The 13,368-nt window shown below is 29.2% G+C and carries 15 protein-coding genes and 1 pseudogene; all 16 read left to right on the top strand.

Going from position 1 to position 13,368, the window contains the following annotated elements; genetic code table 11:
- Positions 1-31: 31 nt before the first annotated feature.
- Entirely contained in the window at positions 32-1,543 is a 1,512-nt protein-coding gene (locus AB8B23_RS06860; RefSeq protein ID WP_369712126.1) for a 2-isopropylmalate synthase, read from the top strand.
- 26 nt (positions 1,544-1,569) lie between these two features.
- Positions 1,570-2,076, top strand: a complete 507-nt coding sequence (locus tag AB8B23_RS06855) for a DUF4865 family protein (RefSeq protein ID WP_369712125.1) — start codon at positions 1,570-1,572, stop codon at positions 2,074-2,076.
- Between the two features lie 161 nt (positions 2,077-2,237).
- Positions 2,238-2,480 (top strand): annotated as a pseudogene (locus tag AB8B23_RS06850) (DUF1016 N-terminal domain-containing protein); the annotation flags it as partial.
- Positions 2,481-2,507: 27 nt separating this feature from the next.
- Positions 2,508-3,377 (top strand): metallophosphoesterase, encoded by an 870-nt coding sequence (locus AB8B23_RS06845; RefSeq protein ID WP_369712124.1) that lies wholly within the window; start codon positions 2,508-2,510, stop codon positions 3,375-3,377.
- 215 nt (positions 3,378-3,592) lie between these two features.
- Entirely contained in the window at positions 3,593-4,159 is a 567-nt protein-coding gene (locus tag AB8B23_RS06840) for an NAD(P)H-dependent oxidoreductase (protein ID WP_369712123.1), read from the top strand.
- A 14-nt stretch (positions 4,160-4,173) separates the two neighbouring features.
- Positions 4,174-4,536, top strand: a complete 363-nt coding sequence (locus AB8B23_RS06835; RefSeq protein ID WP_369712122.1) for a hypothetical protein — start codon at positions 4,174-4,176, stop codon at positions 4,534-4,536.
- Positions 4,537-4,562: 26 nt separating this feature from the next.
- Complete coding sequence (locus AB8B23_RS06830) at positions 4,563-4,754, top strand: PspC domain-containing protein (protein ID WP_369712121.1); 192 nt, start codon at positions 4,563-4,565, stop codon at positions 4,752-4,754.
- Positions 4,755-5,078: 324 nt separating this feature from the next.
- Entirely contained in the window at positions 5,079-5,525 is a 447-nt protein-coding gene (locus tag AB8B23_RS06825; RefSeq protein ID WP_369712120.1) for a flagellar biosynthesis protein FliQ, read from the top strand.
- Positions 5,500-6,342 (top strand): metallophosphoesterase, encoded by an 843-nt coding sequence (locus AB8B23_RS06820; RefSeq protein ID WP_369712119.1) that lies wholly within the window; start codon positions 5,500-5,502, stop codon positions 6,340-6,342. Before AB8B23_RS06825 ends, AB8B23_RS06820 begins: the two co-directional genes overlap by 26 nt.
- An 11-nt stretch (positions 6,343-6,353) precedes the next feature.
- Complete coding sequence (locus AB8B23_RS06815; RefSeq protein ID WP_369712118.1) at positions 6,354-8,108, top strand: DUF4272 domain-containing protein; 1,755 nt, start codon at positions 6,354-6,356, stop codon at positions 8,106-8,108.
- Positions 8,109-8,180: 72 nt separating this feature from the next.
- A complete protein-coding gene (locus AB8B23_RS06810; protein ID WP_369712117.1) occupies positions 8,181-8,561 on the top strand; it encodes a RidA family protein in 381 nt (126 codons plus the stop codon).
- A 68-nt stretch (positions 8,562-8,629) separates the two neighbouring features.
- Entirely contained in the window at positions 8,630-9,472 is an 843-nt protein-coding gene (locus tag AB8B23_RS06805) for a metallophosphoesterase (RefSeq protein WP_369712116.1), read from the top strand.
- An 85-nt stretch (positions 9,473-9,557) separates the two neighbouring features.
- On the top strand, positions 9,558-10,331 hold the full coding sequence (locus AB8B23_RS06800; protein ID WP_369712115.1) for an SDR family NAD(P)-dependent oxidoreductase: 774 nt from the start codon (positions 9,558-9,560) through the stop codon (positions 10,329-10,331).
- Positions 10,328-11,506, top strand: a complete 1,179-nt coding sequence (locus AB8B23_RS06795; protein ID WP_369712114.1) for a glycosyltransferase family 21 protein — start codon at positions 10,328-10,330, stop codon at positions 11,504-11,506. The genes AB8B23_RS06800 and AB8B23_RS06795 overlap by 4 nt, the downstream gene beginning before the upstream one ends.
- Positions 11,496-12,122 carry a hypothetical protein gene (locus AB8B23_RS06790; protein ID WP_369712113.1) on the top strand — a complete coding sequence of 209 codons (627 nt, stop codon included), beginning with the start codon at positions 11,496-11,498 and terminating at the stop codon, positions 12,120-12,122. Before AB8B23_RS06795 ends, AB8B23_RS06790 begins: the two co-directional genes overlap by 11 nt.
- Positions 12,097-13,368 (top strand): glycosyltransferase, encoded by a 1,272-nt coding sequence (locus AB8B23_RS06785; RefSeq protein ID WP_369712112.1) that lies wholly within the window; start codon positions 12,097-12,099, stop codon positions 13,366-13,368. The genes AB8B23_RS06790 and AB8B23_RS06785 overlap by 26 nt, the downstream gene beginning before the upstream one ends.

Genomic DNA, 13,368 nt, shown 5'->3' with positions numbered 1-13,368 from the left:
ATGAAAAGTATTACCTAATAAGGAGGAGACAATGAAAAAACATATTAAAATATTTGATACAACGCTAAGAGATGGGGAGCAGACACCACGTGTCAATCTTAATACACAGGAAAAATTGAGAATTGCAAAACAGCTTGAAAGTCTTGGGGTGGATGTGATAGAAGCTGGATTTGCGGTGGCATCACCAGGAGATTTTGAATCAGTTAAATTAATTGCTGAAAATATTGAGAAATCTACAGTTACAAGTTTGGCGAGAGCTGTGAAAAAAGATATTGAAGTAGCGGCAGAGGCAGTGAAAAATGCGAAAAAACCAAGAATACATACATTTATTGCAACTTCTCCGATTCATAGGGAATACAAGCTAAAAATGACAAAAGAGCAGATTTTAGACAGAGTAAAGGAAATGGTGTCTTATGCAAAATCGTTTATTGACGATATTGAATTTTCTTCGGAAGATGCGACTAGAACTGAGAAGGAATTTTTGGTGGAAGTATATGAAACAGCTATAAAAGCTGGGGCAACTACACTTAATGTACCTGATACAGTAGGTTATAGAACTCCAAATGAAATGTTTGAACTTATAACTTATTTGAAAAAAAATGTTAAAGGGATTGAAAATGTGGATATTTCGGTACATTGCCATGATGATTTGGGACTTTCGGTGGCAAATTCGGTTGCGGCGATTCAAGCTGGAGCAACTCAGATTGAGTGTACGATAAATGGACTTGGTGAAAGAGCAGGGAATACTTCGCTTGAAGAGATTGCAATGATTTTAAAAACTAGAAAAGACTTGTTTGAAGAATATTACACAAACATTGATTCAAAGCAAATTTATCCAACAAGTAAATTAGTAAGCCTTTTGACAGGAGTTTCAACACAGCCAAATAAAGCAATTGTCGGAGCGAATGCCTTTGCACATGAATCAGGAATTCATCAACATGGAGTATTAGCAAATCCTGAAACTTACGAAATTATGAGTCCAGAATCAGTTGGAAGAAATCCAGACAGCTTAGTACTTGGAAAACATTCAGGAAAACACGCTTTTGTACAAAAATTAGAATCGCTAGGATTTAATCATGTCGGAAGTGACAGAGTAGAAGAATTATTTGCACAGTTTAAAAAATTGGCAGACAAGAAAAAATATGTTTTAGATGAAGACATTATCGCATTAGTTGCCGGAGAAGCAGCAAAAATAGAGGGAAGAATAAAACTGGTTCACTTTGAAATTTCAAGACAGGAAGGGAAAAAGCCAAAAGCAACAGTTACCATTGAACTGGATGGAGAAAAACTGGTTAAAGAAGCTCTTGGAGATGGGCCTGTTGATGCAGCTTACAACGCAGTAAACTTAGCAGTGAGCGACACTTTTGTCTTGGAAGAATATAAATTGGAAGCAATTACAGGAGATACTGATGCACAGGCACAAGTAGTTGTGATTATCGAGAAAAATGGAAACAGATTTATCGGTAGAGGACAAAGTACGGATGTAGTTGAAGCAAGCATAAAGGCTTATATTAATGGAATAAATAGATTATATAGTAATTAAATAGAAAATATAGGAGAATAAAAAACATGATAATGATGCAGTATAAAGTAAAACTTCCAAATGATTTTGATATGAATAATATTAGAAAAAGAGTGCAAGAAAAAGGATTTAAAACAGATGGATTTGAGGATTTATTTTTTAAAGCCTATCTAATCTCTGAGAAAAATAAAGAATATTCGCCATTATATTTTTGGAAAGATAACAAAGGAATGAATAAATTCATATTTGATGGTTTCTATGATAATATTTTAAATTCTTTTGGATGGCAGACTATAAATATTGGGATACCATTGTTGCAAGAGTTTAATGAAAACTTTTCTAAAGCAAAATATTTATTGGAAATAGAAAATGAAACAAAACCGATGGAAAAAATGAAAAGAATGGAATTTTCTATATCAGATGATAAAATTGTCGGAAGAGCATTAGTATATAACCCTGAAAATTGGAAACACACGGAGTATTATTTTTTTGAAGATGTCCCTAAAGAAGCAGAAAATTCAAAAGTGTATGAAGTTTTGCATATTTCTCAATAAATTAAGATGATTACAATACTTAAAATTGATTTTAGAAAGATAAAAATGGAAATAGATTTATTGGTAGAGGACAAAGTACGGATGTAAATTCGGCAATGGTGAAAGCATATTGGAAAATTGGCAGAAGGATTGTAGAAGAAGAATAGCGAAGAAAAGAAAGAGCTGAATACGGTAAAGAAATATTACAAAATTTATCTAAGGAACTTACAGAAGAATTTGGAAAAGGATATAGCTATAGAACATTAAGAGAAATAAGGCAATTCTATCTTATGTTTTCAAATTTTGAAAAATGGCGAACAGTGTCTGCCAAATTGACATGGTCTCATTTTCAGAAAGTTTTAAGAGTTTCTGATGAGAAAGATAGAATATTTTATTTGACGGAAGCAGCAGAAGATATTGTTTGAAATAAATAATGAAGTGGATATGTAGAAATGAAGAAGATAAAAATATTGATTTTAATGATAGGAATTTTTTTGTTAATTCCTATTTTAGCGTTAATTTATGCACATTATGAGTTTTATGATTTGCAGATAAAAAGGTATGAGATTGTATCGGCTGATATTCCAAAGGATTTTGATGGGAAAAGGGTGCTTTTTGTATCTGATTTTCAATTTGATACGGATAAGAAATTCAATGAAAAGATGATGAAAAAGGTTGTAAATAGGATAAATTCAGAGAAAAAAGATATTATTGTTTTGGGTGGAGATTATACGAATACTGTTAAATTTATTCCTAGATTTTATGAGGAAATAAAGAAAATGGAGATTCCTAAATACGGTGTTTATAGTGTACTTGGGAATCATGACTATTGGAGTTCTGCTGATGAGCATGTGGAAAATCTGAAGAAATTAGGTTACAATGTTTTGATAAATGAAAATATAGGAGTAAAAATTGGAAATGAGAAAATTTTTATTTCAGGAGTAGATGATTATTGGAATGAAAAAATAGGTTCTGATGCAGAAAAAGCCTTAAATGGAATAAAAAAAGAAGATTTTAATATATTTGTATCACACAATCCTGATTATTTCGAAGATATGACACAGGAACAGAAAAATCTTATGGATATTGGACTTGCAGGACACACACATGCGGGACAGATAACATTTTTTGGACAAATTTTAATTGCTCCATTGAAATATAAGGATAAATACGGATATGGAATGAAAAATTATGATGGACATAAATTTTACATAACTTCTGGAGTGGGAGGGCCTGTTAAAGGAATGTTTATTAGATTTTTTGCAAAGCCTGAAATTGTGGTGTTTACTTTAAGAAGAAGTAATAATTTTCTAATAAAGTAATAACTAGAGGATTTTAATAGAAAAGATTAGAAAATTTGTGTAATAGTCTTTATAATAATCCAAAGAATAACGATATTTTAGGAGGAGAAGAAATGGAGAGAAAATGATAGAAACAGGGCATTGAATTTTTAATAGTTTTGTAAAATGATAATTTTAAAATAAAGTGAGTAGTATTTTTATATAAAAATTTATTTACAGAAAGAAGGAATTTTAAAATGAAAACAATAATTTTTGCACACCCATGGAATGGAAGTTTTAACAAGGCAATTTTAGATAAAGTAGTGGAAAAACTTGATGAAACAAAAGAAAAATATACAATTATAGATTTGAATAAGGATAGATTTAATCCTGTAATGACAGAAGAAGAATTGTCTTTGTATTCACAAGGGAAAAGTATTGATCCTTTGGTGAAAAAATATCAGGAAATTTTGAAAAATACAGATGAGCTGATACTGATATTTCCGATCTGGTGGATGTCAATGCCTGCAATACTGAAAGGATTTTTTGATAAAGTTATGGTTAAAGGCTTTGCATATGAAAACGCAAAAAATGGAATAAAGGGGCTTTTGACTAATATAAAAACAGCAAAAATGATTACGACAGCTGAAGTTCCTAAAATTCTACTAAGTATAACAGGATTTGGAATTACTATGAAGAAAGCCAATCTTGGTGGTGTTGGAATAAAGAAAACGAAATGGATTCATTATAGTTTTAAGGCAAAAGGTAAAGATGAGGATAGGAAGAAATTTCTTGAGAAGGTTGGGAAATTTGTGGGTGAATGAGAAAAGGAGAAGAAATGTTTATATTTAAAATTATAATTGTAGTTTTCGGCTTAATAGAAATTATGACAAATGGTTATTACCTTTTTGGGAAAGATAAAATAATGAAGGCTAAATTACAGCATAGAGAATTACCTGAAGAAATCACAATTTTGCAACTTAAAGTAAAAGTAATGTTGATGTTTTTAAGTGGATGTCTGTTTCTTATAACAGGAATAGCATCTTTCTTTGAAGAAAAAGAATATTTGTTATTTTTATCATTAATTTTCTTTAATTTCTATGCTTTGTGTGAAGCTTTATATTATAGATATTGGAAAATATTTGGATTTTTTATAGTTTCAATTTTTATGACATTGATTTATATTTTTTTAAGGTCATAATTACATAAAATAAGGAGTTTTATATTATGAAAAATAAATTGTACAAATCAGTAAAAGATAGAAAACTTACAGGTGTATGTGGAGGAATTGCAGAATATTTTGACATTGATTCAAGTATTGTGAGGATAGTGTGGCTTGTTTTGGTTCTTTTCGCAGGAACAGGTCTGCTGGCTTATATTATTTGTGCAATAGTTCTTGATGATAACCCTAATAAGTAAAATATTTTTGAAATTTTTAAATAGTTAAATAAAAATGAATTACATAAGGGGAAAGGACCGCCATTTCCCCTTATAATCCCTACGCTCGTCTAAGCATTTTTTTGAAGTAAAGCCGAAACTCACTTCGTTCAGACAGTCGTCTTTACTCCAAAAAAATCACGACATTTTTATATGGCAATAAAATTTAAACCGTCGGAACGTTTTTATGTGCTGACAAAACTGTCTGAGCAAATTAGTGCGAGTTTTTTATCAGTATATAAAAATAAAGTATATTTTTATACTTTTATTTAGGATTATTGTTCAACTTATTTAGAAGGAGAAAGAATGAAAAAAATAATTCTTAGAAGTTCATATTTTCTTTATTTGCTTTGTTTCAATATTCTTGTATCAAGTTTATTGTTTTGGTTAGGAGAATCGGTTTTAGGAAATTTAAAAATTGGTGGAGATGCGTATTTTGGAATAGGTTATCTTGTATTGGCTTTGCTTAATATATTTTTATCATATTTTTATGCAAAAGCGAGAATAGGGAAAAATTCCTTGATAATTTTGACAATAGTTGGAATAGTAATAAAAATATTGATATTTTTAGTATGGGTACAGAGCATATTTTCAGACTCATCGCTTGGAGATGATAAGGCAGGAATATTCATCATATTTATTGTTTATGACTATTTTGCATATGTAGGTTCATTGGATGTAATATTTCTTATAGGGTTAGGGGTAAATTTACTAATAAGGAGAAAAAATGGAAGGAAAAAGTTGGATTCTTAAAATTTTATATGTTTTTTTAGGATTAATTATAGTGTTTTTAGTGTATTCGCATTATGAATATCGGAATATAAAGATTAAAACAATTGAGATAAAGTCTAAGGATTTACCAAAAGAATTTGATGGAAAGAGAGTGCTGTTTGTAGCGGATTTTCAGTATGATACTATGGCACGGTATAATAAAAAACAGCAGAAAAAGGCGATTGAGCTGATTAATGCACAGAAAAAGGATATGATACTGCTGGGGGGAGATTATGCGACTTGGGAGAAAAATATTCCTAAGTTTTATGAGGATGCGAAGGATATAAAGATTCCAGAACTTGGAGTGTATGCAATTTATGGGAATCATGAGTATCCAGGAGCAGAAGAAACGGCTGAAAATATGAAAAAACTTGGATTTAATCTGCTCGTAAATGAAAATAGGAAAATAACAATAAATAATGAAAATATATATATCGCAGGAGTAACAGACTTATGGCACGGAAAGCCTGATGCGAAAAAGGCTCTTGAAAGACTAAAAAAAGAGGACTTTGTATTATTTTTGACTCATAATCCTGAATATTTTGAGGAAATGACAGAAGATGAGAAGGAAAAAGCGGATATGACACTTGCTGGACATACTCACGGCGGACAGGTAACATTTTTTGGAAAAATTATTATGTCGGCAATAAAGGATAAGAAGAAATATGGATATGGAATGAAGGAATATAACGGCCATAAAATATACATTACTTCAGGATTAGGAGGAGCTTTTCTTGAGATGTTTATTAGGTTTTTTGCACAGCCTGAGATTGTGATTTTTGAGCTTAAGAAAATTTAAATGGAGGAATAATGAGCAAAAAGGATGAAATGGACGAAATATTAAAAGAAGTGAATAAAAAATATAATTTAAAATATATAAATGAAAATTTCTCTGAACCTGCTATAGGTAGTATAGAATCAATAGAAGGAATTGTAGATGAATTTTATATAAGTATAAAAAAAGATGGTAGAGATTATGTGATAATATTAAATGTAGATATACGTAAAATGAAAGATAAAGATATGATGTTTCTTAATAGCGAAAAAATAGACATGGCTCTTAAACAAGAGAAAATAGAAAAATTGTTTAAAAGATTAAAAAAATATGTTGAAAAATTTAAATCAGCAAATTTTACAGAAAATTATATAGAACTAGAAATTGGTGAAAGTGCAAAAGATATACAACAAGCAATAGACATATCATTAAAATTTTTAAAAAAAGAAGGAATAAAAAGTAAGTGTGCTTTATGTGGGAAAGATGATAGTCCGATAGAATATACAATAATAATAAAAGCGATTGGTAAAGATGGCTATCATTTATGTGATAGTTGTACTAAAAGAAAAGAAATTGAATTAAGAAGAAAAAAAGAAACAGTAAAAGAGAAGAAACTATTAGGATTTTTAGGTTCTTTATTAGGTGGCTTAGTTGGAGGTATATTCTGGCTGCTGACATTGATATTTAACTTAAATTTGTTATTAAAAGCTTTTACGTTAATTCTAATACCACTTGGAGTAATATATGGATTTTTAAAATTAGGAAAAATGGTTAATAAAAGTGGAATAACTCTAATTTGTATTTCGAGTATAATGAGCGTTTGGTTTTATCGTTTATTATTTATATTAATAGCAGGAAAATTAAACTTTACCAAAGCTGGATATATAATTTTAGATAATAATATGATAATAATTTCTGTTATATGTTTTATACTATCAATAATTGGAGGATATTTAGCAGCAGTAGAATCTTCAACAGATTATATAATTAAAAGATTCGGAAGAGATAACAACACTTTATTTGTATCTTCAAACTCTAAAGAAGCGGAAAATAGTAAAGAGATTTTAGATATAAAAATACCAGCAAGTTTAATTGATAATTTTGAAATGACTGAAAAAGATAAGGAAAGAATGATTAGAAATATTGAAAAAATTAAATTGGAAGGGTTGCCGTTTCATCTGGCTATGCCTGTAAGTATTTCTGAGAGCAAAGCTGTTATTCCAAATAAGGAAGCAATTATAAAAAGGGCGGCTGCAATGCAAATGACAGGTGTTGTTTCAGAATTGTATAATGAATTTGGAGAAAATGCACAAGAAAATATAAATCAAGTCTTAGAAATGTTTAATCAAAAATATGGAATTAAAGAAATTTTAACAGATGAAGAAAAAAAATATTTAGAAAAATATACAGATGATGAAATAGTGCAGACAAACTTTAACTGGCGTTATGAATGTCCACCGGTATTATTATGGTCATTATCTTTGAAAGAATTGACAGATTTGAATACAATTTGTGATTTCAGAAAAACAATAGAATATTTTATGGAAAATGATTTAGAAACATTGATGAATAAAGCAAAATTACGTTCAAAAGATGAAATAATGGATATGCTTGATTATTTGTACAGACTTAACTGGAGTGCAGTGGAACTGAGAATACGTCCTGAAAATCATAATAACAAGAAATTCCCTTATGATGAAAGTATTATTCATTTTAGAAGATTGGCACTAGAATGGCTTGTACAGCCTGAAAAAAGTATTGAGGATGTTGAAGCGGAAATACACACTTAGAAAATTTATTATAAACTTTTTGAAACACAGAATATTATTGGTAAGTATGAGAATTTGAAAGGAGTTAAATTGATGAGAAAAAATATAAGTGGAAATTCTCCATGGGAGGAAATTGTAGGATATTCGAGAGCAGTAAGGATAGGAAATATTTTTGAAATAGCAGGAACAACAGCTGTCAAGGATGGAAAGCCTTATGCGGTAGGAAATGCCTATGAACAGACAAAATATATTCTTGAAAATATAAAAAAGGTTCTTGAAAAGGAAGGATTGGGATTAAAAAATGTTATTAGAACAAGAATGTTTGTTACAGATATTTCAAAATGGGAAGAATATGGAAAAGCACATGGAGAATTTTTTAGGGAAATTAAACCGGTTGCAACAATGGTAGAGGTGTCTTCATTAATTGATAAGGAATTGATGATAGAAATAGAAGTAAGTGCAGTTGTTGATTAAGAAATAAATAGAAAAGTTATAAATATCAAAATTAGAAAGAAAATAAAACAATTGAAAAGGAAAAATTTATGATAACTAAAAAAACAGTATTTTCAGTTTTAGGAATTTTAGCAATATTTTTTATAATCTGCCTAATTTATGCACATTATGAATATACACAGCTCAAGGTGAGAACAATAGAAATTGCTTCAAAGGATATTCCGCAAGAATTTGATGGAAAGAAGATTGTCTTTGCGGCGGATTTTCAGCTGGATACTTATGCGAGATTTAATCAGAAGCAGCTTGACAGGATTATTGATTTGATAAACAAGCAGGAAAAGGATATTATAATTCTGGGTGGGGACTATACTAACTGGACTGGTAAAATTCCACGATTTTACAAAGGAATGGAAAAGTTGGAAAAGCCTAAATATGGAATTTATGCAGTTTTGGGAAATCATGATTATAATTCTGTGGAAAAAAATATGGCTGGACTGAAAAGCCTTGGGTACAAAGTGTTGGTAAATGAAAATGACAAAATAACAGTAAATAAACAGAGTATTTTTATTTCAGCAGTTGACGATTTACTAAAAGGGAAACCTGATGCACAGAAGGCGCTTAATGGCATAAAAAAAGATGATTTTAATATCTTCGTCACACATAATCCTGATTATTTTGAAGAAATGACAAATGAACAGAAGGAAAGATCAGATATGACTTTGGCAGGACATACTCACGGTGGACAGATAACATTGTTCGGATTGATATTATGGGCGGAAATTAAGCATCCTTGGAAATACGGATATGGATTAAAGGAATATGATGGACATAAAATTTATACTACTTCAGGTGTTGGTGGTGGAGCATTTGAAATGTTCATAAGATTTTTTGCACAGCCTGAAATTGTGGTGCTAAAATTGAAAAAAATTTAAATATATACGAAAAATCAAATAAATAAAGTACTATAATAGTTTGTTGGCGGCCAGATTATTTGATTATGAATAGGATGAATAAATAATGGAAAAAATTTTAATAACAGGAGCAAGTTCAGGAATTGGTAAAGAATTGGCAAAAAAATTAGCAATTAAAAGTAAAAAAATGTATTTGCTGGCAAGATCTTCTGATAAACTGAATTTATTGAAAAAAGAACTGGAAGAAAAAAATCCCTTAATTGAATGTATTTGTATAGAATATGATTTAACAGATATAGATAATTTAAGAAATATTGTTGAAAATTGTGATGTTGATTTGGTTATTAATTGTGCTGGTTTTGGAAAAATTACAGATTTTTTGAAATTGAGTGATAAAGAAGATTTGGATACTGTGAATGTGAATTTTGTTTCTCCGTTAATTTTAACTAAAAAATTTTCAGAAAAATTTTTGCAAAAAGGGAAAGGAATAATTTTAAACGTATGTTCAACAGGTGCTTTATATCAGCATCCGTATATGGCAGTTTATAGTTCGGCAAAATCTGCATTATTACATTATTCTTTGGCGTTAGATGAAGAATTGGCACCTAAAAATAAAGATGTGAGAGTTTTATCAGTTTGCCCCGGCCCAACGGAAAGTAATTTTTTTGATAAGAATACACAGGAAAAATTTGGAAGTTCTCAAAAATTTATGATGAGTTCGGAAGAGACAGCGAAAAAAATTATAAAAGCGATGGAAAAAGGAAGAAAACTTTCCATTATTGGCTTTAGGAATAGAGTGTCCATGTTTTTAATAAATTTATTGCCAATTTCGTTACAGCTAAGGTTAGCAGGATTAGTCTTGAAAAAGGTGATTAAATGATAGTATTGTTTAATTTTTTATTGATATTGGCAGTAATCTTGTTTATTTTAAAATTAATATTTTCTTTTGTTTACTTTAAAAGAATAAATAGTCTAGAAAAAAATAAGATAGATGAGAGCAAATACACAGTAGTTCAACCTATTTTGTCTGGAGATACAAGATTGGAAGATGATTTGTCTGCCAATTTAAAAAATACTGATGACATGAAATTTATTTGGCTTGTTGATAAAAGTGACTGTTTAGCAAGACAGACAGTTGAAAATATTTTAAAAAATAAAAATTATTCTAGCAGAGTAGAAGTGTATTACTTAGATGATGTTCCGCAAGAAGTAAATCCAAAAGTATTTAAATTATCGCAAGCTGTAAAGAAAATAAAAACGGAATATACGGTAATTTTAGATGATGATGCAGTTATTGACAGAAAAAAAATGGATGAATTAAGTATTTATGAAAAAGATAAGGCTGAATGGATAGTAACTGGGATTCCTTATAATTATAATATTAAAGGCTTCTATTCAAAATTAATCTCGGCTTTTATAAATTCTAATTCTATTTTTTCATACTTTTCTATGTCTTTTTTAAAGGAAAATAAGACTATAAATGGAATGTTTTATATTTTAAGGACTGATATTTTAAAAAAATATTCTGCTTTTGAAGAGATAAAATATTGGCTATGTGATGATTTGGCACTTGCAACTTATTTACTTTCTAAAAATGTAAAAATTATACAAAGTACTATTTTTTGCAATGTGAGAAATACTGTTCCAAGTTTTAGAAAATATATTCTTCTTATGAAAAGATGGCTTTTATTTAGCAATGTTTATATGAAAAATGCATTTTCCATTAAATTTTTATTTATAATATTATTGCCTGTATTCTTACCAGCTATTCTATTATTTTTAAGTTTTTATTTTGGAATAAATCATTTTATCATGATAATAGTGCTATTTGTAGGAAAGGTTGGATTGTTCCATATAGTGAGATTATTTATTTATCAGTCAGAAATACAAAAGAAAGGTAATTTTTTTCATAAGGCTGATGAATTGCCGTATGAGTTAGCAAGTGAATTTTTATTGCCTTTTATACTTGTCTATACTCTTTTAACACCGCCTGTGATTATATGGAGAAATAAAAAAATTAGAGTTAAAGATGGGAAAATACATTATGAAGTTTAACGACTATTTAGAAAAGCTGGAAAGTCTTGATGTTTCAAAAACTTTTTTAAAAGAAGATAAAATTGTCTTTTTTATAAGTGGAAGCAGTAATCTTAAAACAGCTGCCTTAGGACAAGAAAGATTTGAGATTTTAAATATTTTTCAGCAATTTGGATATAAAATTATAAATTCAAATTTTCCATATAATGAAGACTTTGAACATGATAAATATGAAGATATCAGTATTTTTAAAGCAAGTTTATCAAATATTGTTTATTATTCTGGCACTCTTTTTAATAAAAAATTTAAACAGGAGATTTTGAGACATTTAGAGCCTGTTAAGCATTTAAAAGATGTGATAGTTATTTCTTTAAGCTCAGGCTTAAATGTTTGGAATAAATTTATGGATTTAGCAAATTATGATAATGGGAATATTACGATGTTTGCTTTAGGACCTGTAGCGAAAGGTTATGGAAACTTGAAAAATACAGTAGTTATTAAGGGAAGGTTAGATATTTACAGCTGGCTTCTAGATTTTCACAAGACTGATAGAATTTTAAATTGTGGACATTTGGAATATTTTAAGGATAGAAAGGTAAAAAAAATAATTTATGAATACTTACAAGGAAAAAATTGAAATTGCAGTTGTTACCCCGCCTTTTAGCGGACATCTCTATCCAGCTTTAGAGTTAGCTCTCCCTCTATTGAAGGAAAAGGACAAATATAATATCTGTATTTATACAGGTTGTCAAAAAGAGGAAGTTGTAAAGAAACTTGGATTTCCTGTAAAAGTTTTCCTTAGAGATAAGCCTGCTATCTTTGAAAAAATATCTGATACAGATAAACGGACTAATCTTTGGATTATGTATAAGCAATTTAAAGAAAATATGGGACTTATGCCAGAAATAATAAGAGAAATGGAAGATTTTTTTTCTGAAAGAAAGCCTGACATAGTTATAGCAGATTTTACAGCCGTTCCAGCAGGATTTGTGTGCAAAAAAAATAATATTCCTTGGATTACAAGCATTCCAACACCATTTGCAATAGAAAGCAGAACAACAACTCCTTCTTATATGGGAGGACTATATCCAAGAGATAATTTTTTATTCAAACTAAGAGATAGTATAGCAAAAAACATTGTCAGAAATTTTAAAAGAATGGTTTGTTTTATTTTAAAAAATCAATTAAGACAATTTAATTTCACTTTGTACAACGAAAAAGGTGAAGAAAATATTTATTCTCCATATTCTATATTAGGTTTAGGCATGAAAGAAATTGAATTTAGAGATGATTTTCCAAGTCAATTTTCTTGGGTTGGGCCTTGCTGTTCGTCCCTTTTTAAAAATAGTGTGCAATTTGAAAATAATAAAAAATTTGAAAAAACTGTATTTTTAACTAACGGAACGCATCTAAAATGGGCTAAAAAGTCAATAATTGAGCTGGCAAAAGAACTTTCAAAAATCTATCCTGAATTTCTGTTCGTAGTCTCGTTGGGAAGTTATTTAGAAAAAGATAAGGGTATTGTAAAGGAAAATAATTTACATATTTACCATTATTTAGATTATGATGAAATTTTGCCCAAGATAGATTATGTTATTCATCATGGCGGAGCAGGAATACTTTATTCCTGTATAAAATATAACAAGCCTGCTGTTATTGTTCCTCATGATTATGACCAGTTTGATTATGCAGTAAGGGCTGATTTAGCTAAAATTGGAATACCAGCTAAATTAAAATCAAGAAAGTCCATTTTAAAGGCTTTTAAGAAAATGCTAAAAAGAGAAGAATGGAACAATTTGGAAAAATTATCAAAAGAATTTAATAATTATTTACCAAGTGAAATGTTGAAAAAAGAAATTGACAGGCTGTTAAAAGGAGGATAG

Source organism: Leptotrichia sp. HSP-342, from assembly GCF_041199995.1.
Classification (GTDB): domain Bacteria; phylum Fusobacteriota; class Fusobacteriia; order Fusobacteriales; family Leptotrichiaceae; genus Leptotrichia; species Leptotrichia mesophila.
Note: the sequence above shows the minus strand (reverse complement) of the source record. Positions and strands in the feature narration are given on the sequence as shown.

Bases quoted from the DNA above. Each gene is read 5' to 3' on its own strand.
- AB8B23_RS06845 (WP_369712124.1), top strand. From the start codon at position 2,508: ATGAAGAAGATAAAAATATTGATTTTAATGATAGGAATTTTTTTGTTA.
- AB8B23_RS06855 (WP_369712125.1), top strand. From the start codon at position 1,570: ATGATAATGATGCAGTATAAAGTAAAACTTCCAAATGATTTTGATATG.
- AB8B23_RS06820 (WP_369712119.1), top strand. From the start codon at position 5,500: ATGGAAGGAAAAAGTTGGATTCTTAAAATTTTATATGTTTTTTTAGGA.
- AB8B23_RS06785 (WP_369712112.1), top strand. From the start codon at position 12,097: ATGAATACTTACAAGGAAAAAATTGAAATTGCAGTTGTTACCCCGCCT.
- AB8B23_RS06800 (WP_369712115.1), top strand. From the start codon at position 9,558: ATGGAAAAAATTTTAATAACAGGAGCAAGTTCAGGAATTGGTAAAGAA.
- AB8B23_RS06860 (WP_369712126.1), top strand. From the start codon at position 32: ATGAAAAAACATATTAAAATATTTGATACAACGCTAAGAGATGGGGAG.
- AB8B23_RS06835 (WP_369712122.1), top strand. From the start codon at position 4,174: ATGTTTATATTTAAAATTATAATTGTAGTTTTCGGCTTAATAGAAATT.
- AB8B23_RS06805 (WP_369712116.1), top strand. From the start codon at position 8,630: ATGATAACTAAAAAAACAGTATTTTCAGTTTTAGGAATTTTAGCAATA.
- AB8B23_RS06815 (WP_369712118.1), top strand. From the start codon at position 6,354: ATGAGCAAAAAGGATGAAATGGACGAAATATTAAAAGAAGTGAATAAA.
- AB8B23_RS06790 (WP_369712113.1), top strand. From the start codon at position 11,496: ATGAAGTTTAACGACTATTTAGAAAAGCTGGAAAGTCTTGATGTTTCA.
- AB8B23_RS06840 (WP_369712123.1), top strand. From the start codon at position 3,593: ATGAAAACAATAATTTTTGCACACCCATGGAATGGAAGTTTTAACAAG.
- AB8B23_RS06830 (WP_369712121.1), top strand. From the start codon at position 4,563: ATGAAAAATAAATTGTACAAATCAGTAAAAGATAGAAAACTTACAGGT.
- AB8B23_RS06795 (WP_369712114.1), top strand. From the start codon at position 10,328: ATGATAGTATTGTTTAATTTTTTATTGATATTGGCAGTAATCTTGTTT.
- AB8B23_RS06810 (WP_369712117.1), top strand. From the start codon at position 8,181: ATGAGAAAAAATATAAGTGGAAATTCTCCATGGGAGGAAATTGTAGGA.
- AB8B23_RS06825 (WP_369712120.1), top strand. From the start codon at position 5,079: ATGAAAAAAATAATTCTTAGAAGTTCATATTTTCTTTATTTGCTTTGT.